We start from the raw sequence: 24,362 nt of genomic DNA on the forward strand, positions 1-24,362 counted from the left end.
CCGCACCGATGGGCCTATACAGTCGATATGATTACAGAACTCGGTCACTTCGCCCTTATCCTCGCCTTTATGATTGCTATCGTTCAGATGGTGGTGCCCCTGATTGGGGCCCATAAACGATGGCCAGGATGGATGGCGGTTGCAGAACCTGCAGCGCAAGCGCAGTTTCTGTTCACAGCTTTCTCTTTCGGAGCCCTGACTTGGGCTTTTGTCACCTCGGACTTTTCGCTGAAACTGGTTGTGCAAAACAGCCACTCTGCCAAGCCAATGCTGTATAAAATCAGCGGCACATGGGGTAACCACGAGGGCTCGATGCTGCTCTGGGTGCTTATTGTGACCCTGTTTGGCGCGCTGGCTTCGGTGTTTGGCGGCGGTTTGCCCGCTTCGCTCAGGGCCCGTGTTTTGGCGGTGCAGGCTTCGATTGGGGTGGCGTTCTTTGCCTTCATCTTGTTCACCTCAAACCCGTTTGTCCGTTTGGCGGTACCACCGTTTGACGGGCAGGATCTGAACCCGCTGCTGCAAGACCCCGGTTTGGCCTTTCACCCGCCGTTCCTGTATCTCGGCTATGTCGGGCTCTCCATGACCTTCTCCTTTGCCATTGCAGCCCTGATCGAAGGGCGCATTGATGCAGCCTGGGGACGGTGGGTGCGGCCATGGACGCTTGCCGCGTGGATCTTTCTGACCATCGGCATCGCTCTGGGAAGCTGGTGGGCTTACTATGAACTCGGTTGGGGTGGTTTCTGGTTCTGGGATCCGGTTGAAAACGCATCCTTTATGCCCTGGATCTTGGCCACAGCCTTGCTGCATAGCGCTATTGTGGTAGAAAAACGCGAAGCCTTGAAAAGCTGGACCATTCTGTTGGCGATCCTGGCGTTTAGTTTCTCACTGATCGGGACGTTTATCGTGCGGTCCGGCCTGCTAACCTCGGTTCATGCCTTTGCCAATGATCCGGTGCGCGGGATGTTCATTCTGTATATCCTTGCGCTGTTCACTGGCGGCGCTTTGACCCTGTTTGCCGCCCGTGCACAGGCGATGGAGGCAAAGGGCGTGTTTGGCATGGTTAGCCGCGAAAGCGCGCTGGTTGTGAATAACGTATTGCTGGCCGTCAGCTGCTTTGTGGTGTTCTTTGGCACCATGTGGCCGATCATCGCCGAGATGTTCTTTGATCGCAAACTGAGTGTTGGTCCTCCTTTCTTCAACTCGGCCTACACCCCGTTCATGGTGTTGCTGGGTCTGTTCCTGCCGATTGGATCAATGCTGCCGTGGAAACGCGGCAAGCTGGGCCGCACGGCTTGGTCGCTGCGCTATGTTTTTGGTCTGGCAGTTGTGCTGGGCGCTGCAGCCTGGGCCATGCAAACCGGTAGATCAGCGTTGGGGCCAATTGGACTGTTCCTGGGCTCGTGGATGGTGTTTGGAGCCATTGTGGACCTGTGGTCGCGTACTGGCCGTTCGGGACGCGTTGCGCGGCTAATGCGCCTGCCGCGTGCCGACTGGGGCAAAGCGCTGGCCCATGCGGGTCTTGGCATCACCTTCTTTGCCATTGCAGGTCTGACAGCCTGGGAGGAAGAGGACATTCGCGTTGCCTATATGGACAAACCTTTCGAGGTCGGAGCCTATACTCTGACGCTTGAGGGCGTCTCTCGCAATCGCGGGCCGAACTATTACGCCACAACAGCCCAGATACGTGTCACCAAGGCTGGCAAACTGGTTGCCATGATGTCTCCGGAGAAACGCGAGTATCCGGTGGCGAAAATGCCAACCACCGAGGCGGCGATCGATTTCAGATTCCTCCGGGATCTGTATGTGGTAATTGGCGATCAGCAAAACGATGGGGGCTGGATTGTCCGCACCTATATCAAACCTCTGGCCAATTGGATCTGGGGCGGCTGTCTGTTGATGGCCTTTGGTGGTTTGCTGTCGCTGACAGATCGTCGTTACCGCGTTGCCGCAGGTGCCCGTAAAACCGGCATGAAGGGGGTTGCCGCAGAATGATGGGTGTATTGAAAAAATGGGTCGCCGCGACGTTGGTCGCGGTGTCCTTGGTAACAACGGCCTGGGCTGTCGAACCGGATGAGGTTTTGGATGATCCGGCTCTGGAAACCCGCGCCCGCGAGCTGTCCAAGGATCTACGCTGTCTGGTCTGTCGCAACGAGAGCATTGATGAAAGCAACGCCGAGCTGGCGCGTGACCTGCGCATCTTGCTGCGCGAGCGGCTGGTGGCAGGTGACAGCGATACCGAAGCGATGGATTTCATCGTTGATCGCTTTGGTGAATATGTGCTGCTGCGCCCAACCGTAACCGGGGCCAATTGGATGCTTTGGGCTGCTGGCCCGGGCATGTTGTTACTGGCCCTGATCATGGCTTGGGCCTATTTGCGCGGGCGGTCGAATGCGCCCAGACGTAATGACACCGGCCTGAGTGAAGCCGAACAAAAGCGGCTTCAGGAGCTGTTGGATGACTAATTGCCAAGCGCACCCTGGGTTGCTAGGGTGCGCTTGGTCAGCAGTTCACCCAGGCTCCGCCATGCGCTAAACCTGCTTTTCAACACTCCGGATCCTTCACTCAGGATACCACTGGACAAGGGCGGGCATCCACATCCCCACTGGGGCTGCGGTATCCATGGGAGACTGATATGACCCGGGATGTAATTCAGCTGTCAATTGCTGACGTTTCACACTTTACCAAAACCCTTCGCGCCACGCTGCCCAATCCCCCCAGCCATCTGGAAATGCTGAACCTTGTGGCGCAGGCCTCTGGTTTCAAGAATTTCCAGCATCTGCGTGCCACAAACACGCCCGAACCACAGGTGGACCAACGCAAGCTGGACCGAGCCCTTCGAAATTTCGATGCCAAGGGGCGGTTTAACAACTGGCCGGGTAAAACCAGAATGCAGAACCTGTGCCTGTGGGCGGTTTGGGCGCTGATCCCCTCTAAAACAACCATGAATGAACGCGAGGTCAGCAGCGTGATCGATGAGCTCACGGCGCTCTCAGACGCTGCCCAGATCCGCCGCTCGCTAGTGGAAAACAAGCTTTTGTCCCGCAATATCGACGGTTCCCGCTATCAGCGGGTCGAGCAACCGGTCCCCGTTGACGCCCGCGCGCTGATTTCTGCGCTTCGCGAGCGACAAAAGGAACCTTTACCTGACGTGGCGTTTGCCTTTTCACGTCCGGCTACCTAAGTCAGCATGCAAGCAACGGATAAGGTGAGGCCGAGTGATGGACTACAAAGAAATCAATTATCTGCTGGCCGATGGGCTGGCAGTGGTGACATTGAACCGCCCCGAGAAGATGAATGCGCTGACCAGTCAGATGCGGGCCGAGATCACCCACGCCATGCGCCGCGCCGGTGCCGAAGCGCGCGCCGTTGTTTTGACCGGTGAGGGCAAGGCGTTCTGTTCGGGCCAAGACCTGAGCGATGCCAATAGCACCGGGGAGCTGGACCTAGAGCGTACCCTGCGGGATGAATACACCCCAATGCTAGAGGCCGTCTATGACTGCCCGGTGCCAACCATTTCGGCTGTGAATGGTCCGGTGGCCGGGGCAGGGGCCAATCTTGCGCTGGCAGCCGATGTGGTGATTGCCACCGAGAGTGCTTACTTTATGCAGGCGTTCTCGCGTATTGGCCTGATGCCCGACGCCGGCGGAACCTGGTTCTTGCCACGTCAGATGGGCCTGGCCAAAGCTATGGGGGCGGCGTTGTTTGCCGACAAAATCTCGGCCAAGCAGGCCAGCGACTGGGGCATGATCTGGGAAGCTGTTCCAGATGATGAGTTTGCCGATACCTGGCGCCAACGCGCCACGTATTTGGCGAAGGGGCCGACCATGGCTTTTGGTGCGATCAAACAGTCGATCCGGGCCAGCTATGGCAACAGCCTGCCGGAACAGCTGTCGGTCGAGGCACATTTGCAGGGCGAATGCGGTAAATCACGTGACTTCTTGGAAGGTGTGACAGCCTTTATGGAAAAACGCCCAGCTCGGTTCGAAGGGCGCTAATAAGGATTCAGTAGCCCATCACTGAATGGGCTACTGAACTTAGCGAGCCAGCTTAGGACGGTCTGGTTGTAAGAACAATATTGTCCAAGGTGAAATATCCGGCGCCACCTGGGAACTCAGCAACCAACTGACCATTTGCATAGAGCAGCAGGTCATCCGGGTCTCCATATCTGTCTTGGGTCTCTTCAAGTGTTAACTCAGGCTCTGGATCAGACGGATCATAGCTGTAGACCAGCATATCCTCGAGACGGCTGAAATCAGTAATTGTCACCGGATCCGATCCTTCGACCCAATCACCAATTACGATTTCGTCGTACCCCTCACCGGATGACACGGTATCATTGATGCCAACAATCAGCAGATCGTTGCCGTTGCCGCCGCTGACACTGTCTCCTTCAGTGTCGGTGTCTTGCCCATAGTCGACCTGCATCATTTCAATGATCTGAGTTTCTGTCGCATTCACTGGAGTGTTGAGAAAGGTCTCAAAGGTCGCCGCATTATTTTGAAAGCCGCTGGCAATAATGGTGTCATTACCGGCATCACCACGAAGATCATCGGAGCCTTGACCGTCAATAATAAGATCGTCGCCATGACCTCCACGTTCCAGATCGTCGCCCTGTTCGCCAAGAATGACGTCGTCATCCTCGCCACCAAATATCCGGTCATCACCCGCGCCACCACCCATCAGGTCATCGCCATCGCGCCCAAAAAGGGAATTGTCGCCGCTGTTGCCCTCAACAACGTCCTGGTTTTCTGTGTCGTCCCATCTGGTTGTTTCTTGGCCGGAATCGTCGTCGTCCAAAGCCATACTGGCAAGGCCAACAGCCAAGCCTAGCCCAAGCAATGTGAGCATTATCATGAGAGAATATCTTTCAGGTTTAATTCAATGGTGTGCGATGAGACGTTCAGTCTTGAACAATCCCATCGAACAGTTTGCTTAGGCGTTACTGGGCATCAAAGCGATGTCTTGGCTGACATCAAATGTGTCGCCCATGTTCACCAGTCGAATGACTTCGACACCATCCGCCATCACCACAGCATCACTACCGCCGTCCGCATTTGGTTGCGCGACTATGGTCAGCTCGGGTTCGGGCTGGGTGTCATCATAGCCATACAGCAGGACATCTTGGCCTGTGCCGAAATCTGTAATCACGATAGCCTCTTCGCCTTCAAGCCATTGGCCTGTGACAAATGTGTCTGCGCCAGCGCCGCCTTCAATGGTGTCTCCGATGCCGCCAAATATTGTGTCACTTCCGTAGCCACCGCGCACCAGGTCGCCGTTGGTGTCTGTATCTTCGGCGTAATTTAGCTCCAGTCTGCTAATCAGCTCGGCTGTGCTGAGTTCAGGATCAGGGTTCTGGAACAGCTCCTGAGCGGCTTCTTCGTTCATAAATCCACTGGCGATAATGACATCATTGCCCAGATCACCCAGCAGCGTGTCGGTGCCATCGCCGTCAATTAGGACGTCATTGCCGTGTCCGCCCCGCAGCAGGTCATCGCCGGACCGGCCAAGCACGACATCGTCGCCGTCATTTCCTAGAACCGTATCATTGCCTTCTCCGCCTGAGACGACATCATCTCCGTTGCCGCCGGCAACCAAGTCATCCCCAACAGCACCATCGACCTGGTCATTGCCATTGCCGCCAAAAACGGAATCGTTGCCCGAGTCACCGGTTACGGTGTCGTTACCATTGTCGCCAAAGACGCGATCATCATCGCCACCACCGCGCAGCAAATCGTCGCCATCTTGGCCCAACACAGTATCTGCGCCTGCACCGCCATAAACGCTGTCGTTGCCAGCGCCACCACTTGCGTTGTCGTCACCATCACCGCCAAAGACTCGGTCGTTACCGGCGCCACCGTCCAGCTCGTCATTGCCGTTGCCGCCAAAAACCCGGTCCAAACCCTCTCCGCCGTCCAGGGTATCATCGCCACCGTCGCCAAAAAGCCGATCGTCGCCGCCTTCACCGTTTAGTGCGTCGTTGCCACCCTGTCCCAACAGCGTTTCCGAAGAGGAGGTGCCATTTATGAGATCGTTCCCTGCTGTTCCCTCAAACTCGTCGGTTGGCTCAAGCGGGGTGGGTTCAGACGTATCATCATCGTCGTCGGATACAGTAGCAACTCCGGCCAACAGCCCTAGGCTCAACAATGTCATCCAAAGCATAACAATATCTCTTTCTCAAAAGTGATTAATATTAATAGCAGTTTTGAGATATATTAAGGTCTCTTTTAGAGGCGCGTCAATTGAATGAGGTTAACTATTTCCAATTGGTGTTCAATGAAGGATAGGTGGTGGGATTGTACGACAAAACGCCCTGGATCAGTAAATCCAGGGCGTTTCATTAATCTTACTCCACCTTGAGGGAGAGTGAAACGATTACCGATTCTCGATATCGGTGTAATCTCGCTCTGTTTCACCCAGATACAATTGGCGTGGGCGACCAATCTTGTTCTGTGGATCTGCAATCATTTCTTTCCACTGCGACACCCAGCCAACTGTCCGTGCCAGAGTAAAGATCGGCGTGAACATCGAAGTTGGGAAACCCATCGCCTCAAGAATGATACCTGAATAGAAGTCCACGTTCGGGAACAGCTTCTTCTCGATGAAGTAAGGATCGTTCAGAGCAGTTTGTTCCAGCTCTTTGGCAACCTGCAGCAGTGGGTTGTCTTCGACACCCAGCAGTTCCAGAACTTCGTCAGCGGATTGCTTCAGCACTGTGGCACGAGGGTCGGTGTTTTTGTAAACCCGGTGGCCAAAGCCCATCAGACGGAACGGATCATTCTTATCCTTGGCGCGCGCGATGTACTCAGGAATGCGGTCTACAGTGCCAATTTCCTTGAGCATTTCCAAACACGCCTGGTTGGCGCCACCGTGGGCGGGGCCCCAGAGACAGGCAATACCAGCCGCAACACAGGCAAACGGGTTTGCACCGGACGAGGACGCCAGACGCACGGTCGAAGTTGATGCGTTTTGCTCGTGGTCAGCATGCAGGGTAAAGATCCGGTCCATTGCACGGCTCAGGATCGGGTTAACCTCATATTGCTCAGCTGGAACCGAGAAACACATGTGCAAGAAGTTGGCGGCGTAATCCAGATCGTTGCGTGGATACACAAACGGCTGACCGATCGAATACTTATAGGCCATCGCAGCGATGGTTGGCAGCTTGGCGATCAGACGGATCGACGCAACTTCACGCTGCCAAGGATCCGAGATATCTGTGGAGTCATGGTAGAAAGCCGACATGGCACCAACTACACCCACCAGGGTTGCCATTGGGTGCGCATCACGACGGAAGCCACGGAAGAAGTTGTGCATCTGTTCGTGCACCATGGTGTGACGGGTCACACGGGCTTCAAAATCTTCCAGTTGCGCAGCGGTTGGCAGCTCACCGTAGAGCAGCAGATAGCAAACCTCTAGGTAATGCGATTTCTGTGCCAGCTGGTCGATGGGATAGCCACGGTGCAGCAGCTCGCCCTTGTCGCCATCGATAAAGGTAATGGTGCTGTCGCAGCTTGCAGTCGAGGTGAAACCCGGATCATAGGTGAAAACACCCGCCTGACCGTAGAGTTTGCGGATATCAAGAACATCAGGCCCAGCAGTTGGAGAAAAGATCGGCAGCTCATAGTCTTTGCCATCTAGGCTGAGCGTGGCGGATTTCTTGGTATCGGTCATGGATATCCCTTCCTGTTAGGCATGGAGGTGGCACAGGGCCACGCTCCACACGGGGCACGTCCTGCTGTTTGATCGCAGGCGTTATGTCTTGAAACAGGTCGGAACAGTGTTTCCGTTCAACCTGCGGCGTCAGTGAGACGGGCCATTGTTTCTTCGCGGCCCAGAATCAACATCATGTCAAAAACTGAAGGTGTCACCGCGCGTCCAGCAAGTGCCGCACGCAGGGGGGCAGCCAGCTTACCGAACTTGGTGTCATGGGCTTCTGCCAAATTATTCAGAAGCGTCTCCAGATCGTCTCGCGACCAGCTAACATTTTGCAACTGCGGCGTCAATTCTCTCAGTATACGTATGAATACTGAGTTCAGCGCTTTGGCGGCCTTCTCATCCGGCTTTATTGGACGTGAGGCTAGCGCAAATTCAGCCTTTTCAAGGAGATCCGGGAACTTCTTGGCGCGTTCTTTAAGGCAATACATTGCCTTTTCAAGATTGGCTGACTGGGCGTCAGTTAGCGCTGACAGCTCGGATGCTGCCAAATAGGCCTGAATTTCCTGCCGCAATGCAGCGTCATCGCTAACAGCGATGTGCTGACCACAGAGATTTTCAAGCTTTTTGACATCAAAACGGGCCGGACTTTTGCCAATTCCATTCAGGTCAAACCACTCGAGCGCTTGCGCATCGGTGAAGAACTCGTCGTCACCGTGGCTCCAGCCCAGTCGCGCCAGATAGTTGCGCATACCTGCCGCCGGGTAGCCCATCACTTGATATTCCTGTGCCCCCAGCGCGCCGTGACGTTTAGACAGCTTTTTGCCATCTGGCCCGTGAATCAATGGGATATGGGCCCAAACCGGAACATCCCAGCCCATCGCTTCATAGATGGTCATCTGGCGTGCAGCGTTGTTCAGGTGGTCGTCGCCACGGATCACATGGGTCACACCCATGTCGTGATCATCCACCACAACGGCCAGCATATAAACAGGGGTGCCGTCCGAGCGCAGCAAGATCATGTCATCCAGCTGGTCATTACGGATGGTCACATCGCCCTGCACCTGATCCTTGATAGTGGTAACGCCGCTCTGCGGCGCTTTGATACGGATTACAAAGGGCGCATCTGGGTGGCTGTCCGCGTCCGCGTCGCGCCATGGCGAGCGATATAGCGTCGATTTCCCCTCGGCCTTGGCCTGCTCGCGGAACGCAGCAATTTCATCCTGGGTGGCATAGCACTTGTAGGCCTTGCCCTCGGCCAGCAGCTGATGCGCAACTTCGGCGTGGCGTTTGGCGCCTTCAAACTGGCTGATGACCTCGCCATCATGGTCCAGCCCCAGCCACTCCATGCCTTGCAAGATAGCGGCGGTGGCCTCGGGTGTAGACCGCTCGCGGTCAGTGTCTTCGATCCGCAGCAGGAATTTACCGCCGCGGCCACGGGCATGAAGCCAGTTGAACAGCGCGGTGCGGGCGCCACCGATATGCAGAAAGCCGGTGGGCGAAGGGGCGAAACGGGTGACGACCGGTTTGGACATGTGGGCCATTTACCTTTTGGAAACTTTTGTGGAAGTAGTTTTGACGCCTGTCTACCGAGCCTAACGGCGAGGAGCAAGATGCGAGCACTGACGGCCCTAAACGCCCTGTTGCTGGCGCAACGGGGGCATCTGTTTCCCTGGACACCTGTGTTCTTAGCCACAGGGGTTGGGATATACTTTGCGCTGCTCAATGAACCAGAACTCAAAGCCTATGTTATTCTGTCCGCACTAGCTGCTTTGCTGGTGCTGGCTGGTTTGATTTCAAAAGATCGCGGAACTGCGCTTTTCTGGGCGTCAAGCCTCACTATCTTTGGCTTTTGCCTGGCTGGATATCGCGCCCATAACGTCGGCGCTAATGTATTGAGCTTTCGATACTATGGTCCAATCGAAGGGCGGGTGATTGCCATTGATCGCTCTGCCAGTGACAGGATCAGGTTGACCCTTGATCAAGTGCGGCTGCGGGATGTGCGCCCCAGTAAAATGTCTCTGCGTGTCAGGGTATCTGTCAATAACACAACCGAAATCCCCCAAGCAGGGGCCCAAGTCATGACAACGGGCCACCTGATGCCCCCGCAAGGGCCCGTTGAACCGGGGGGCTTTGATTTTCGACGCCACGCCTGGTTTCAGAGCCTTGGCGGGGTGGGCTACACGCGGGTGCCTGTGTTGATGTCAGCGCAGCCGACCGGGGATCTTTGGTTGCAGCAGCTGCGCGGGCAGGTCTCTGCTCTCATTCAGAAAAAACTGGGCGGAGAGACCGGCGGTTTTGCCGCCGCGATCACAACCGGAGACCGCAGTGGCGTTGGCCAAGATACCCTAATCGCCCTCAGAGGCAGCAACCTGGCGCATCTCTTGGCAATTTCGGGGCTCCACATGGGTCTACTCACAGGGTTTGTCTTTGCAGCGTTGCGGTTCCTGCTTTGTCTTTGGCCCTGGGTGGCCCTGCGTCTGCCGATCAAGAAAATAGCGGCAGCGGGTGCGCTCTGCATCGCTACAGGTTATCTGGCGCTGTCAGGCGGCAATGTGGCCACCGAGCGGGCCTTTGTCATGGCCGCTGTGGTTTTAACCGCCGTTATTTTGGACCGCCGTGCCTTTTCATTGCGTGCAGTGGCTCTGGCGGCGCTAATCGTTTTGATCAGACGACCCGAAAGCCTGTTAAGCCCCGGGTTCCAAATGAGTTTTGCGGCGACAACGGCACTGGTCGCGGTGTTTGGCTGGATCCGAGATACTGGTATTTCAGTTGGTCCGAGCTGGGCCAAAGGCGTTGTGGCACTTGTCATTTCATCCGTGGTTGCAGGCCTGGCAACAGCTCCGTTTGGGGCGGCACATTTCAACATGGTGTCGCACTATGGGCTTTTGGCCAATTTACTGTCGGTGCCGGTGATGGGAATTCTGATTATCCCATCTGCGGTTCTGGCACTCTGTTTGTACCCGTTTGGGCTAGAGAACATTGGCTTGACATTAATGGGCTGGGGATTGGATTGGATCCTGTTCATCGCCCATTGGGTCAGCGCCCTGGATGGCGCGCAGGGCAGGGTGATTGCACCGGGCAGCGCCGTCCTTCCGCTTGTCGCTTTGGGCAGTTTACTTATGATCCTGTGGCAAGGAAGGCTCCGGCTGGCGGGCCTGTTCCCCATGCTGATCGGGGCCTACCTGTGGACACAAGCTGAACGCCCAGCAGTGCTGGTATCCTCAGACGGTGCACTTGTTGGCGCCATGATGGACACCGGGCGCGCCCTGACAAAATCCAAAGGGGCTGGATTCTCAGCGCGTATTTGGCTGGAAAATGATGGGGATAGCGTGGATCAGGCGCTGGCCGCCGAACGATGGATCGGCCCTGAAAAACGGATCTGGATTGGCCAGGCAGAGGTGGTGCACGTGATTGGAAAGCGTGCAGTAGAGCGACACACCGAATGTCTAGAGGGACAGATTGTGGTGACCACTGCGGACAAAACCTTGCCAGGGGACTGTCTGTTGTTCGACCCAAAACAGCTCCGCTCTCTGGGTAGTTTAATGATCAACAATAATGGTGATTTGATAAGTGCTCAACAACTGGCCGGGCGCCGGTTGTGGACAACTGCAACCACCCGCTGAGCGGTTGCAGCTTTACTAGACCATATGGTTAGTAGGTGCGGATCAATCCAACAAGCCGCCCCTGAACCTTGACCATGTTTTCTGGGTAAACACGGGTTTCATAGGCTGGGTTTGCAGCTTCCAAAGCGATAGATCCGCCCTGACGGTGGAACCGCTTCAATGTGGCTTCGTGGCCTTCGACCAGGGCAACAACAATATCACCATTGTCGGCCACTTTGGTTTCGCGGATCACAACCACATCGCCGTCGTTGATACCCGCCTCGATCATGGAATCGCCACGTACTTCAAGTGCGTAGTGCTGGCCATTGGTCGACAGCATCGAATTTGGCACCGCAACCTGATGCGAAACTTGGCTGATTGCCTCAATCGGAACACCGGCTGCGATGCGACCCATTACCGGCAATTCAACTGCCGACAGACGCGAGGGTTCGATATTGGCAGGCGCACTAGGCGCGGCGGATGGATGGCCGCCTTGAATGACGCGGGGGGAAAATCCAACAGGTGAGCTGCTACCGCCCAGCGACTCGGGCAGGCGGATGATTTCAATGGCGCGGGCCCGGTGCGCCAGACGACGGATAAAGCCGCGCTCTTCCAAGGCGGTAATCAAACGGTGGATGCCGGATTTGGACCGCAGGTCCAAGGCTTCCTTCATTTCGTCAAAACTCGGGGGCACACCGTCCTTTTGCAGGCGTTTGTGAATAAACTCCAACAAGTCCAGTTGCTTCTTGGTCAGCATGGTTGTTCCCTCCGCAGCCTCGTGTTTTCTTTTGTTCTACGCATGTTCTTGTTTTGTGTCAACGGTCATGGTTAACAGAAGATGTAGGGAACAGGCCAAAGGCCTGTGCCTTCGGCGAGAGTATTTGGGGTAAAAAGAAACACCGGTTTAGATCGGAAGATAGTCGACCATATCTCCGGCTGCGCGAGCGGGATCATGCGGTGGGCGGATCAACAACGCGTTGGCGGTGGACAGAACGGATAGCAAGGAACTGTCTTGGCGCTCAAAGGCGCGAATTTGCCCGTTTTCCAGCTGCGCCCGCATATAGTGTTGGCGCGGACCGTTGGCAGAGAGTGGGGCTGAAAGAGCAGCACGGAGTGGGACGGCGGGTTCCGTGCCAAGGCCCAGCATTGCGCGGATCATCGGGGCGATGAAGATATGCCCGCAAACCATTGCCGATACAGGGTTTCCCGGAAGGCCGACCATTGCTGCATCGCCCATGCGACCAGCCATCAAGGGTTTACCGGGGCGCATAGCCACCTTGTAGAATGACCGCTCCATGCCAAGATCAGCTGCCACTTTGCCCACCAGATCATGATCACCAACCGAGGCTCCGCCGATGGTGATAACTAGATCGGCTCCCTTGGCCAGATCAAAGGCTGTGCGCAGCGAGACCTCGGTATCGCGGGCAATAGGCAAGATGCGCGCATGGGCGCCTATGGCATCCAGCATCGCCTTTAGCCCAAAGGTGTTTGAGGCAATGATCTGGTCCGGACCGGGATCCTCGCCGGGCATCACCAACTCGTCGCCGGTTGAAATCAGCGCAACCTGTGGCCGACGGGTCACTGGGACCGTGGCGATATTCATCGAGGCCAGCAGGGCGATGTCTGAAGGGGTTAGGATGCGAGGCGCGTTGACCATGCTGCGGCATTTAAAATCATTTCCCAAAGCGCGGATATTGTGTCCATCGCCGGGGTCATTGGCAATGGTGATCAGATCGCCAGAGCGGGTGATATCTTCTTGGATGACAACAAAATCCAAGCCCTCGGGAACCGGGGCGCCGGTAAAAATGCGCACTGCTTGGCCGGGTTTGACCTCACCGTCAAAGCCATGGCCTGCAGCGGCTTCGCCCACCACTTTTAGGATCGAATGATGCTCAGCCTCATCAGCGCGCATGGCATAGCCATCCATGGCCGAGGCGGCAAAGGGAGGCTGGTCCCGGCGCGCTTCGACGTCCTGCGCCAATACACGGCCTGCGGCCTCGATCAGCGGCACCGTTTCAGTTTCCAGCTTGGATGTCAGTGCCAAAAGTTGCGCAAGAGCGTCGTCTACAGTGATCATTTATGCCTCGTAACGACCTGATTTTCCGCCGTCTTTCAAAATGACACGCAATCCGCCAATTTCCATCGCCTTATCCACGGCCTTGGACATGTCATAAACCGTTAGTGCAGCAGTGCTGGCAGCAGTGAGCGCTTCCATTTCAACCCCAGTCTGGCCGGTGGTCTTGACCGTGGCCTCAATTTGAACGCCAGGAAGAGTGGGGTCCAAAGTCAGTTCAACCGCTACTTTGGTAATTGGAAGTGGGTGACACAACGGGATCAGATCCGCAGTTTTCTTGGCCCCCATGATGCCTGCCAGTCGTGCGACGCCCAGCACATCGCCCTTTTTGGCCTTGCCTTCAGCGATGATGTCATAGGTGGCCTGCGCCATGCGGATATGCGCTTCGGCGGTGGCGATGCGCGAGGTCACTGCCTTGTCCGAAACATCCACCATATGGGCGTCGCCCTTGGAATCAAAATGGGTCAGCGACATCAGACAGCTCCGGGAACAAGTGGGTTGGCTAGAAGAGTACGAGTAGCGCTGGCCACATCGTCCTGACGCATCAAGCTTTCGCCAATCAGGAAGGTACGCGCGCCGTACTGGGCCATGGCCGACAAATCTGCGGGTGCGCTCAAGCCACTTTCGCAAACGATGGTGCGATCTGCGGGCACCAGTTTCGACAAGTTGCGAGTGGTGTCCAGCGTGGTCTCAAATGTCTTGAGATTGCGGTTGTTGATTCCCATCAGCGGCGATTTCAACGCACAGGCGCGTTCCAGCTCTTCGGCGTCATGCACTTCCAGCAGCACATCCATGCCCCATTCAAACGCAGCCTGTTCCAACTCAGCCGCCTGGGCATCAGACACAGAAGCCAGAATGATCAGGATACAGTCCGCCCCCAGCGCGCGGGCCTCAGCCACCTGATAGGTGTCATACATGAAATCTTTGCGCAGGGCAGGCAGGCAACAGGCTGCACGGGCCTGAACCAAAAATTCCTTGGCCCCTTGGAAACTTGGGGTATCGGTCAGCACCGACAGGCAAGCCGCGCCGCCATCCTCGTAAGCCTTCGCCAGTGCGGCAGGCTCAAAATCGGGGCGGATCAAACCTTTGGAGGGGCTGGCTTTTTTGATTTCGGCAATCAGACCATAACCTTCGCGGTTGGCTGTCATCAGCGCATCGGCAAAGCCGCGGGTTGGGCTGGCCTCATTGGCTTCGGCTTCCACTTCGCTCAACGGCTTGGCTGCCTTGTCGGCGGCCACTTCCTCAAGCTTATAGGCCTTGATCTTATCCAGCACATTTATCGTCATTCCACGGCCTCCGGTGGTGTAGTCCAATTTATTGTAGCCTCATCCCGGGATGCCAGCCAGTTGTTCACGGTTGAAAACGGGCGCGAGCCAAAAAAGCCGCGTCGGGCCGACAGGGGCGAGGGATGGGCAGATTTCAGGATCAGGTGATCGCCCGGATTGATAAAAGATTCAAGCTTTTGCGCCGCGTTGCCCCACAGAACATAGGCGGTGGGGCGGCGCGAGGTGTGATCCAGCACCTGGTGCACGAGGTGCGCCCAGCCCAGGCTTTTGTGGCCATTGGCCTCACCAGCGGGCACCGACAGGGCCGTGTTCAGCAGCAAAACACCTTGTTTGGCCCAGCCACGCAGATCACCATTGGTTGGCGTTGCGCCGATATCCTCGGCCATTTCTTTGTAGATATTGTTGAGCGACCGGGGCAGGGGCGTCACATTCGGCTCGACTGAAAACGCCAGCCCATGGGCATGCCCAGGCGTAGGGTATGGGTCTTGCCCCAAAATCACCACACGGGTCTGTTCCGGTGGCGTCAGTTCAAACGCCACAAAGCGCTGATGAACTGGGGGCAGAATTTGCCGTGAATCCAGTGAGATCGCCGTGCTAATCGCAGGCCAGTCTAATGTGAAAAACGACAGGTCTGACCAGCCTGCCGGGAGTTTGTCCATCATCACTTGGCCTCAGAGGTGATCCTTGCCAGGGCCTCGACCTTGGATTTTGCAGCACCGGAATCGATGCTTTCGCGCGCCATTTCAACGCCTTGGGTCAGGCTGTTGGCCTTGCCAGCCACCACGATGGCCGAGGCCGAGTTGAGCAGGACCGCGTCGCGGTAAGCCGATTGTTCACCGTTCAACAATGCCCGGAACGCATTGGCGTTGTCTTCGGGCGTGCCGCCCACAATGTCCTCAAACGGATGCACCGGCAGGCCGGCTTCTTCGGGGTGCAGTTCAAAGTCGCGGATGCTGCCATCTTCTTCCAGCGCCGAAACCCAGCTGATGCCGGTAATGGTCAGCTCATCCGTGCCATCGGATCCATGCACCAACCAGGCGCACTCAGATCCCAATTGCCCCAGCGTTTCCGCCATTGGGCGGATCAGGTCGCGGGTAAAGGCTCCGGTCAGCTGGCGTTTGGCACCCGCCGGGTTGGTCAACGGGCCCAGAATGTTGAAAATCGTACGGGTGCCCAGCTCTTGCCGTGTTGGCATCACATGGGCCACTGCCGGGTGGTGCATCGGTGCCATCATGAATGCGATGCCACACTCGGCCAGCGCCTTTTCCACCACATCCGGTGTCACCATCACATTGATGCCCATCTGGGTTTGCACGTCGGCAGTTCCGGATTTTGACGACAGATTGCGGTTGCCGTGTTTGGCCACAACCACGCCTGCGCCTGCGGTAACAAAAGCGGTTGCGGTAGAGATATTCAGTGTGTGTTTGCCATCCCCACCGGTGCCCACGATATCCATCGCGCCAGCAGGGGCTTTGACAGCATTACACTTGGCGCGCATGACCCCGGCGGCAGCGGCATATTCATCCACCGTTTCGCCGCGCGTACGCAGCGCCATCAACAAACCACCGATCTGGCTTGGCGTTGCCTCACCTTCGAACAACAGCGTAAAGGCGGTCTCCGCCTGTTCACGTGTCAAAGGGCCCTCGGCAGCGGCCCCGATCAGTGGCTTCAAACGGTCACTCATGTCGGGTCCTTCATCTCGTTCAAAAAGTTTTGCAGCAGGGCGTGGCCATGCTCGGAAGCAATTGATTCTGGGTGAAATTGTACGCCGTGAATGGGCAATTCGCGGTGCTGTAGCCCCATAATGGTGCCATCTTCCAGCTCGGCGGTAATCTCCAGACAATCTGGCAGGCTCTCACGCTCAACCACCAGCGAGTGATAACGGGTCGCCTCAAATGGCGATGGCAGGCCAGCAAACAGCCCCTTACCAGTGTGGGACATGCTGCCCATTTTGCCGTGCACAATCTCGTGGCAGCGCACAACCTTGCCGCCAAACACTTGGCCAATGGTCTGGTGCCCCAGACACACGCCCATCAGTGGTGTTTTGGTTTCGGCGGCGGCCTCAGCCAGCGCCAAACAAATGCCTGCTTGATTGGGGTCACAGGGGCCAGGTGACAGCAAAATGCCACTTGGTTTCATCGCCATTGCCTCTTGCACATCGATGGCATCGTTGCGGCGGATTTCTATCTCGGCACCCAGCTCACCCAGATAATGCACTAGGTTGTAGGTAAAGGAATCGTAGTTGTCGATTAGCAGCAACATCTTGGCAGGCTCTTTTAAGGGCTGGCGGGGCAGGGCCGCGCCGCAGTATAGTGGTTGCAACATACATGTTCAGGGTTGCGCGGCAGCGTCAAGTGCGTAGGGCTGTGTAACAACTATTCTAATGGGACGGATGAACGCAGATTCAGCGGTCTCGACGGGCAGATGAAAGACTGGAAAGGCAAGACAGGCATGCGAGGATTTTTAGGTGGCGTAAGTATAGGTGCCCTGGTGGCCGCTGCTGGTGCCGCGATGTTATCACTTTCGGTGCCACTTCCCAAAGTAGTGGACGTAGCAGTTGATACGCCAACCAGCCAAGTGGTTCCGGCGGATGAAGCGAGCTTGCAAGTGCAGGCGACCGGGCCGGATGCCGATCTGGTAGAGGCCGCGCCAGTTGCCCCCGAGGGTGTTGTGGGTGACGACCTGAGTGCGCTGCAAGACGCCGATATTCAGCCCGCCGACCGCCCCCAGATTGGGTCTGGCGACGCTTCAGTTGCTGATCCTCTTACTGCTGCGCCCGGGTCACAAACCGCCCCGCAGATCGCATTGCAAACAGATGCCCCTGTTGTGCCAATTGGCGCGTTGCCTGTTCCACAAGCTCCGTCTCAGGAAAACGAGATCGAGGTTTCCAGCGAGCCAGCGCAGCCCCCACAACCCGCTGTGGTTCAGTCGCTGCCCAGCGTTGATGTGGCGACTGCCGCGCCAGAGATGGTTCCGGTGATCGACAGCGGATCTGAAGACACCGCGCCATCTGGAGCTACTCCCGATATTAACAGCGGATCAGAAGGTGTTGAAACATCAGAAGTTCCCAGTACTGAAACTGTGGCCGCACCACAGGTGGCAATTGATGTGCCAATTATGACAGCCCCCGATACCGTGCAGGTGCCGGGAACTACAGTTCCCACTACACTACCAACGATCGTCGATGCGCCTGCACCGCAATCCGTGCCAGGCGAAGCGCGCGAAGAGGCCAGTCAAGATCCCGCTTCGGATGCTGTCGCCGACACAGCAGAGGAAAGGGTTGCAGTGTTGCAGGCAACCTCTTCGGACACGAGCGGCGGAACTACGTTTGGCACGCCGGTGGTGCCTTTGACAGAACGAAACAGCGCACAGGTTGGCTCCGATACTGGCGGTGTTTCCCCGTTCGAAGCCTACGCTGAACTGTTCGAAAACCCGGACGAACGGCCGCTGATGTCGATTGTCTTGATCGACGACGCGCAGTCGATTGGCGCCGAGGCCCTGCTTGGATTTCCATATCCTTTGAGTTTTGCCATCGACCCCCAAGATCCCAAAGCCGCCGAGAAAATGGCGGCACGTCGGGCCGCAGGGTTCGAGGTCTTGGTTCTGACAGACCTGCCGCGTGAAGCGGCGCCTCAAGATGCTGAAACAGCCTTGGCTGTTTGGATGGATACCCTGCCGGAAACTGTCGGCATTCTGGAGGGCACCGTAACCGGGTTTCAGGGTAACCGACCTTTGGCAGATCAGGTTTCGGCCGTGGCGGCCGCCTCGGGTCGTGGCTTGCTAACACAAGATCATGGTTTGAACACAGTCCACAAACTTGCGGCGCGTGATGGCGTCCCGGCAGCCGTGGTCTTTCGCGATTTTGACGGTGCCGGCCAGAACCCGCGCGCCATTCGCAGGTTCCTGGACCAGGCCGCGTTCCGCGCTGGCCAAGAAGGCGCGGTTGTAATGCTGGGGCGGGTCCGTCCCGATACCATCTCGGCGCTGCTTCTGTGGGGGCTACAAGATCGCGCTGCGCGGGTTGCACTGGCCCCGGTGTCAGCCGCGCTTGCCCTTAACGCAGCTGACCAATAACGCGAAAACCAAATTCCCAGTCCAATCCTCGTAAAAAAGTAGACAGATGATCGACCTCACACTTCTTGTTGTCGCGGCCTTTCTGGCCGGCGGGCTGAATTCCATTGCGGGCGGCGGTAGTTTCCTGACTTTTCCAGCCCTGGTTTTTGTCGGCGTGCCACCGATTGCGGCCAATGCAACAAGTGCTGTGGCGGTGTTTCCGGGCTACGCCAGCGGTGCGCTGGGATTCCTGAACGAAATCAAGTCGTTTGACCGTAAGACGCTGATCCGTTTGATCATTCTGTCGATCGTCGGCGGTGTATCTGGCTCACTTTTGCTGCTGGTCACACCGGCAACCGTGTTCAATTGGGTTGTGCCCTGGCTGTTATTGTTTGCCACTATACTGTTTTTGTTAGGGGGGAAGATCAACGCCTGGGTCGCGGCGCGTGGAAAAGGGGACTCGCAGGGATGGTTCGCCACCCTGATCGTGTCGATCTATGGCGGCTATTTCAACGGTGGGCTGGGGATTGTCCTGCTGGCCCTGTTTTCGGCCCTTGGTTATCGCGATCTGAACCTGATGAACGGGCTCAAGAACATGCTGTCCTTTGTCCTGTCAGCTGCGTCAGTGGCGACATTTGCCCTTGCCGGTATTGTGTACTGGAAAGAGGCCGCAATCATGATGGTGGCAGCCACGACTGGCGGCTACGTCGGTGCACGCTTGGCCCGCTTGATGCCGGTGGCAATGGTCAAAACCATTGTTGTTATTGTTGGTCTGGTCATGACGGCGGTGTTTTTCGCACGAAGCCTGGCATAAAAATACCGGGCTCTTGCAGTCAAAAGCCCGGTGACTCCGAAAGGAGTATTCTAGAAAATGAGGTTCGGCGTCAGCTGTTGCCATTCCCGGTAAAACGCGCCGCATCAGCCGCTGCACGCCGGATGGCATTGGATTTATGGACGGTTTCCATAAATTCAGCTTCAGGGTCGCTGTCATAGACCACACCGCCACCGGCCTGGATGTACAGCTTTTGATCCTGCACCACGGCAGTACGCAGGGCGATACACATATCCATGTCGCCACCAGCCGAGAAATAACCAACCCCGCCACCATAGACGCCGCGCTTTTCCGGCTCTAGCTCGTCAATGATCTCCATCGCTCGCACCTTGGGCGCACCAGATACGGTGCCCGCAGGCATCCCGGCAAAGAAGGCATCCAGCGCGTCTTTGTCCTCGGCCATCTCGCCTACCACGTTTGATACAATGTGCATCACGTGGCTGTAACGCTCGATAATGAACTTTTCGGTTGGACGCACGGTGCCAATCTTGGCAACGCGGCCGGTGTCATTGCGGCCCAGATCCAGCAGCATCAAGTGCTCGGCCAGTTCCTTTTTGTCAGCCAGCAAATCCGCCTCTAGTGCGCGGTCTTCTTCGGGGGTTGCGCCACGGGGGCGAGTGCCGGCAATGGGGCGAATGGTGACTTCATCACCAAAGACCCGCACCAGAATTTCTGGGCTGGCGCCTACCACCTGAAAGCCGCCAAAGTTAAAGTAGAACATAAACGGCGACGGGTTGGTGCGGCGCAGGCTGCGATACAGAGCAAACGGCGGCTGGCGGAACTCCTGGGTCCAGCGCTGCGCCGGAACCACTTGGAAAATATCGCCCGCACGGATGTAGTCCTTGGCCTTTTCAACCGCTTCCATATAGCCGGATTTGGTGAAGTTGCTGACCGGATCAGCCACATCATCTGCCTCACCCAGATCACGGGTTTCGGCCGGCATGGCACGTTCCAAATCACGCACCGCATCCATCACCCGTTCAGCTGCCTGGGCATAGGCGGCGCGGGCAGATTGCCCTTCGCTGGCCCAGGCGGGGGACACAACCGTGACCTCGCCTTTGACACCGTCCAGAACGGCAATCACCGAGGGGCGCAGCATGATAGCATCAGGCAGGCCCAGCGGATCCGGGTTCACATTTGGGAGGTGCTCAACCAGGCGGATCATGTCATAGCCGAGATAGCCAAACAGGCCCGCAGCGGCCTGCGGCAAATATTCGGGCAGATCAATCCGGCTTTCGGCGATCAGGGCGCGCAGGTTATCCATCGGATCACCAGCCTGATCGGTAAAGGCATCCGCATCAAACCGGGCTGACCGGTTCAGGGCGGATGTGTTACCCCGACAGCGCCACACCAGATCTGGCTTCATCCCAATAATCGAGTAGCGCCCACGCACTTCGCCGCCGGTCACCGACTCCAGCATAAAGGCGTCCTTTTGGGCACCTGTCAGCTTGAGCATCAGGGACACAGGCGTGTCGAGGTCGGCGGCCAGGCGGGTGTAAACGACCTGGTTTTCGCCCGCCTCATAGGCCTTGGCGAACGTGTCGAAATCGGGTGTCAAAGCCATGATCTGCTGCCTTGGTTACTGGAAATTGGCCTGCACGGCGTGGAGCGCCTGCTGGTCAATAAAGGGACGCGCACGAATTTGTGCATCCTGCGCAAACGCCTGGAACAAAGCCTCTGACAGGGCTTGGTCCAGTTGCTGTTGAAGAGCTTCGGACATCGCTGTCAGATCATCACTTTCAGCCGGGGGCAGAACCTCATCCAGACGCAGAACAACCGTTGATCCCTCACCAGACACAACACGCATTTCACCAACTTCCATCTCAAACACTTGGTTCATCATGTCGGCAGGTGAGTTGTCGATATAGGCAGTGCGGGTCAGGCCTGTCTCAACGGAGGCATTCAGATCTTCGTCAAAGTTACCAGCATCCTTGGCGCGGCCAAGAATGGCGTTGGCTTCGGTATTGATGGCGTTCTGGCGCTGCTGCGCGTTCCAGCCTTGCAGCGCCTTGGTGTAAACATCAGCCAGCGGTTCAGGGCGCGGAGGCAGAACTTCGTCCAAGCGGATCGCAAACAGGCTGCCGTCCTCAAGGAAGGCAACAGCAGGAAAGTCCTCGACTGTCACAGCCGCAGCCGCTTCGCGGAAACCGTTGTAGGCAGCGATGTCTGCGGTGGTTTCAGCGGTCCAGCTGATGGTGTTCAGAACCATGTCAGTTTCACTTGCGACCTCTTCCAGTGTCGCGCCACCAGCCAGCAGATCGTCAATATCTTCGGACTGCTGCTCGATCATGAGGCGGGCGCCACCTGCGGCCAGCTCGGCGCGCAGTTCAGCTTCAACGTCGGTAAGCAGCGTCACACGCGCCTCAAGGCGACCGTTGATACGGTACAGTGCAGGGCCCAGATCTGTGGACAGCGGGCCCACAACGTCACCCACTTGCGCCGAAAATACGTCCTGACCAGCCAGGCCCAAAGCTCCGATTGTCATGTCGCCCATGTCGACATCGGCCAATGCCAAACCACGGTCGTCAACCAGCGCTTCAAAGGTGGTTCCGCCTGTTTCCAATTGTGCCTTTGCACTGGCTGCCTTTTCGTCGTCAGAAAACACCAAACGTTCGACCAAACGACGCTCGGGCGACTGGTACTGGTCTGCCCGCTCTTCAAACAGCTTCTGAATACGGTCCTGTGACACCTCTACGTCGCTCAGCAGTGTGTCGGGCGACAGCACCACATAGCTGATCTCTTTGGTTTCGGGCAGTGTGAACATGTCAGGGTTGGCGTCGTAATAGGCCTGCAGCTCGGCATCTGTCGGGGCCAAGGCAATCATTGCCATATCGTTATTGTCCAACTGAACCCGGGTAAAGCTGCGACGGGCACCAATGTAACCGGTGATAGTGTCACGCATGGTTGTTGGCATCTTTGCTCCAACAAGTATCGCGCCTTGAACCAGCGTGCGGCCAGATTCGCGGCGCAGATCAGCTTCGAACTCACGCTCCGACAGCCCATTGTTTTCCAACGCATATTCGTAAGACTGGCGGTCAAACTCGCCATTGATGCCCTGAAAACTCCGGATTTCAACGATTTCCTTCAGCAGGTTTTCGTCGCCGATTGAAATGCCCAACTGGTTCACTTCATTGTCGATTGCTGCAATCGTAATCAGCCGATTGAGAACAACCTGATCCATGCCAAAGGCGGAAAGTTGTGAAAGAGATATGTATTGGCCGGTTTGGGCCTGCAATGCCTGCTGCTCGCGCTGAAGTTCTCGATAATAGTTCTCGATTGAAACCTCTTCGTCACCGACGGTGGCCACAGAGCTGGCCGAGCCGGTGAAGTTTACCGCGCCAAAGCCAACAAGGCTTAGCATGATCAATCCCATCAGGATCCACACAAAGGTTTTGGAAAGATGTTTCATGCCTGCGGCCATGATGCCCTCATATTGTCGGTGCCTCTGCATATTGGGCGCCGTTTTGGCAGCCGCAGCAGGGGATGAAAAAATGTCTGGTGCCCTGAATACGCTGCTGCCCTCAAAGGGGCAAGCCGTGTTGCGCCACTGGTATGAAATGGCACTTAAAGTTGAAAGGACGCGAGCCGTTTGAACAGTTCAGCGATCCCCAAACGGTCTACATTGGCAAAGGCAATGCGGAATTGCCGTGCGCCGACGGGGTCATCAACGGGTACAAACATCGATCCGGGTAGCATCAGGATTGATTGCTCGGTCACCAGCCTGCGAGCAACTTGGTCCGAGGTCATGTCAAACGGGTGCTCTACATACGCAAAGTAAGCGCCACAGCCCAGCAACTTCCAGTCTTGCTTGGCCAAGAGGTCGAAGTTCTCAACAATGGCGGCCCGGCGGTCCAGAATTTCAGATCGTTCACCGCTCAACCAATTTGTCAGGTTCTCAATCCCCCACAACGCACCGATCTGGCCCAGTTGATTGGGGCAAATCGTAACCGTGTCGAGAAACTTCTCCATTTCCAACAAACAGGCAGGAGAGGTTGCGATGGCTCCAACCCTGTGACCCGTCAGTCGATAGGCTTTGGAAAACGAGTAAAGGTGGATCAGGGTTTGATCCCAATCGGGCAATTGCAACAACCCATGCGGCGGTCCGGACCGGCTATCAAAGTCGCGATAGGTCTCGTCCAAAATCAGCGCCAACCCGTGTTCCTGCGCAAGATCATAGAACGCACGCAGCAGGTCCGCCGGATATTCGACACCACAGGGGTTGTTGGGCGAAACCAGCGCAATTGCGCGTGTCTGTGGAGTGATGAGCGCCTTGGCCTGGCCTACGTCAGGCAACATGTCGTCACCAACTCGCAGCGGTTGGGCGCTAACCCCGGCCATATCCAACCACATTTTATGATTGAAGTACCATGGGGTTGGAATGATAACTTCATCCCCTTCGCCGCAAAGCGAGGCGATCGTTGCGGCAAAGGCCTGATTACAGCCCGAAGTTATCGCGACCTGGTCGGCTGAGACCACGGCGTCGTAGTGTTCCGAAATCTGCGCCGCCAATCCTGCCCGTAGATCGGGGCGACCCAAAACTGGCCCATATAGATGAGCGCTGTCATCCTCTAGCGCGGCCTGCGCCATCGCTTTGCGCAACTCAACAGGTGGTGGATCAATTGGTGCTGCCTGACTGACATTAAGCAGAGGCCTGTTGTCGGGAAAGGTGACGCCGTCTAGCCAGCGACGGGATTCGACAATGGGGGAGGTAAAGGTTGCTGTTGTGCGTGGCTGAGACATCACCGGGTCCTGTTGGGGTTGTCCTGACTGTAGTCAGAGTATGAGAGGCGACGGATCTATCGCTGTTGGGCAAAGAACAACCCAATTTTGGATTTAGGGGCAAGCCGGAAATTTGCGGAATA

General features: G+C 56.7%; 21 protein-coding genes. 7 read left to right on the forward strand and 14 right to left on the reverse strand.

Annotated features, from left to right (window positions below; genetic code table 11):
- Positions 1 to 27: 27 nt before the first annotated feature.
- The 4 genes from AC2T28_RS06295 (at position 28) to AC2T28_RS06310 (ending at position 3,995) form a co-directional block, all read left to right on the forward strand.
- Positions 28 to 1,992, forward strand: coding sequence for a heme lyase CcmF/NrfE family subunit (locus AC2T28_RS06295; RefSeq protein WP_486748127.1), 1,965 nt, complete (start codon positions 28 to 30; stop codon positions 1,990 to 1,992).
- Positions 1,992 to 2,462 carry a cytochrome c-type biogenesis protein gene (locus tag AC2T28_RS06300; RefSeq protein WP_486748128.1) on the forward strand — a complete coding sequence of 157 codons (471 nt, stop codon included), beginning with the start codon at positions 1,992 to 1,994 and terminating at the stop codon, positions 2,460 to 2,462. The genes AC2T28_RS06295 and AC2T28_RS06300 overlap by 1 nt, the downstream gene beginning before the upstream one ends.
- Positions 2,463 to 2,632: 170 nt before the next feature.
- Positions 2,633 to 3,181, forward strand: coding sequence for a DUF2087 domain-containing protein (locus AC2T28_RS06305; protein WP_486748129.1), 549 nt, complete (start codon positions 2,633 to 2,635; stop codon positions 3,179 to 3,181).
- A 37-nt stretch (positions 3,182 to 3,218) separates the two neighbouring features.
- Positions 3,219 to 3,995: an enoyl-CoA hydratase-related protein gene (locus AC2T28_RS06310; protein WP_486748130.1), complete on the forward strand. Its 777-nt coding sequence runs from the start codon at positions 3,219 to 3,221 to the stop codon at positions 3,993 to 3,995.
- Between the two features lie 52 nt (positions 3,996 to 4,047).
- On the opposite strand, the gene AC2T28_RS06315 is transcribed toward AC2T28_RS06310, so the two are convergent.
- The 4 genes from AC2T28_RS06315 to gltX form a co-directional block, all read right to left on the reverse strand.
- Positions 4,048 to 4,848 (reverse strand): calcium-binding protein, encoded by an 801-nt coding sequence (locus AC2T28_RS06315; protein ID WP_486748131.1) that lies wholly within the window; start codon positions 4,846 to 4,848, stop codon positions 4,048 to 4,050.
- 84 nt (positions 4,849 to 4,932) lie between these two features.
- Positions 4,933 to 6,150, reverse strand: a complete 1,218-nt coding sequence (locus tag AC2T28_RS06320; protein WP_486748132.1) for a calcium-binding protein — start codon at positions 6,148 to 6,150, stop codon at positions 4,933 to 4,935.
- A 222-nt stretch (positions 6,151 to 6,372) separates the two neighbouring features.
- A complete protein-coding gene (gene gltA / locus AC2T28_RS06325; protein ID WP_486748133.1) occupies positions 6,373 to 7,668 on the reverse strand; it encodes a citrate synthase in 1,296 nt (431 codons plus the stop codon).
- Positions 7,669 to 7,784: 116 nt separating this feature from the next.
- A complete protein-coding gene (gene gltX, locus AC2T28_RS06330; protein ID WP_486748134.1) occupies positions 7,785 to 9,185 on the reverse strand; it encodes a glutamate--tRNA ligase in 1,401 nt (466 codons plus the stop codon).
- Positions 9,186 to 9,263: 78 nt separating this feature from the next.
- On the opposite strand from gltX, the gene AC2T28_RS06335 reads away from it, so the two are divergent.
- On the forward strand, positions 9,264 to 11,276 hold the full coding sequence (locus AC2T28_RS06335; RefSeq protein ID WP_486748135.1) for a ComEC/Rec2 family competence protein: 2,013 nt from the start codon (positions 9,264 to 9,266) through the stop codon (positions 11,274 to 11,276).
- Positions 11,277 to 11,304: 28 nt separating this feature from the next.
- Here the strand turns inward: AC2T28_RS06335 and lexA are convergent, their stop codons facing one another.
- The 7 genes from lexA to AC2T28_RS06370 form a co-directional block, all read right to left on the reverse strand.
- Complete coding sequence (gene lexA / locus AC2T28_RS06340; RefSeq protein ID WP_486748136.1) at positions 11,305 to 12,012, reverse strand: transcriptional repressor LexA; 708 nt, start codon at positions 12,010 to 12,012, stop codon at positions 11,305 to 11,307.
- Between the two features lie 147 nt (positions 12,013 to 12,159).
- Positions 12,160 to 13,332 carry a molybdopterin molybdotransferase MoeA gene (locus tag AC2T28_RS06345; protein WP_486748137.1) on the reverse strand — a complete coding sequence of 391 codons (1,173 nt, stop codon included), beginning with the start codon at positions 13,330 to 13,332 and terminating at the stop codon, positions 12,160 to 12,162.
- Positions 13,333 to 13,803, reverse strand: a complete 471-nt coding sequence (gene moaC, locus AC2T28_RS06350; RefSeq protein ID WP_486748138.1) for a cyclic pyranopterin monophosphate synthase MoaC — start codon at positions 13,801 to 13,803, stop codon at positions 13,333 to 13,335.
- Complete coding sequence (trpC, locus tag AC2T28_RS06355; protein ID WP_486748139.1) at positions 13,803 to 14,615, reverse strand: indole-3-glycerol phosphate synthase TrpC; 813 nt, start codon at positions 14,613 to 14,615, stop codon at positions 13,803 to 13,805. The genes moaC and trpC overlap by 1 nt, the downstream gene beginning before the upstream one ends.
- Entirely contained in the window at positions 14,612 to 15,274 is a 663-nt protein-coding gene (locus AC2T28_RS06360) for a uracil-DNA glycosylase (RefSeq protein WP_486748943.1), read from the reverse strand. The genes trpC and AC2T28_RS06360 overlap by 4 nt, the downstream gene beginning before the upstream one ends.
- A 2-nt stretch (positions 15,275 to 15,276) precedes the next feature.
- Positions 15,277 to 16,299, reverse strand: a complete 1,023-nt coding sequence (gene trpD / locus AC2T28_RS06365) for an anthranilate phosphoribosyltransferase (protein WP_486748140.1) — start codon at positions 16,297 to 16,299, stop codon at positions 15,277 to 15,279.
- Positions 16,296 to 16,877, reverse strand: coding sequence for an anthranilate synthase component II (locus AC2T28_RS06370; RefSeq protein ID WP_486748944.1), 582 nt, complete (start codon positions 16,875 to 16,877; stop codon positions 16,296 to 16,298). The genes trpD and AC2T28_RS06370 overlap by 4 nt, the downstream gene beginning before the upstream one ends.
- A 189-nt stretch (positions 16,878 to 17,066) precedes the next feature.
- Here AC2T28_RS06370 and AC2T28_RS06375 point away from each other — a divergent pair, with 189 nt between their 5' ends.
- Positions 17,067 to 18,689: a divergent polysaccharide deacetylase family protein gene (locus AC2T28_RS06375; protein WP_486748141.1), complete on the forward strand. Its 1,623-nt coding sequence runs from the start codon at positions 17,067 to 17,069 to the stop codon at positions 18,687 to 18,689.
- A 46-nt stretch (positions 18,690 to 18,735) separates the two neighbouring features.
- Positions 18,736 to 19,482, forward strand: coding sequence for a sulfite exporter TauE/SafE family protein (locus tag AC2T28_RS06380; RefSeq protein WP_486748142.1), 747 nt, complete (start codon positions 18,736 to 18,738; stop codon positions 19,480 to 19,482).
- Positions 19,483 to 19,552: 70 nt separating this feature from the next.
- Here the strand turns inward: AC2T28_RS06380 and trpE are convergent, their stop codons facing one another.
- The 3 genes from trpE to AC2T28_RS06395 form a co-directional block, all read right to left on the reverse strand.
- Complete coding sequence (gene trpE / locus AC2T28_RS06385; RefSeq protein ID WP_486748143.1) at positions 19,553 to 21,064, reverse strand: anthranilate synthase component I; 1,512 nt, start codon at positions 21,062 to 21,064, stop codon at positions 19,553 to 19,555.
- A gap of 15 nt (positions 21,065 to 21,079) precedes the next feature.
- Positions 21,080 to 22,921, reverse strand: a complete 1,842-nt coding sequence (locus AC2T28_RS06390; protein WP_486748945.1) for a peptidylprolyl isomerase — start codon at positions 22,919 to 22,921, stop codon at positions 21,080 to 21,082.
- 143 nt (positions 22,922 to 23,064) lie between these two features.
- The gene (locus tag AC2T28_RS06395) at positions 23,065 to 24,240 is read right to left on the reverse strand and encodes an aminotransferase (RefSeq protein WP_486748144.1); all 1,176 of its coding nucleotides are present in this window, start codon (positions 24,238 to 24,240) and stop codon (positions 23,065 to 23,067) included.
- Positions 24,241 to 24,362: the final 122 nt, after the last annotated feature.

Source organism: Parasedimentitalea nitratireducens (assembly GCF_057444295.1).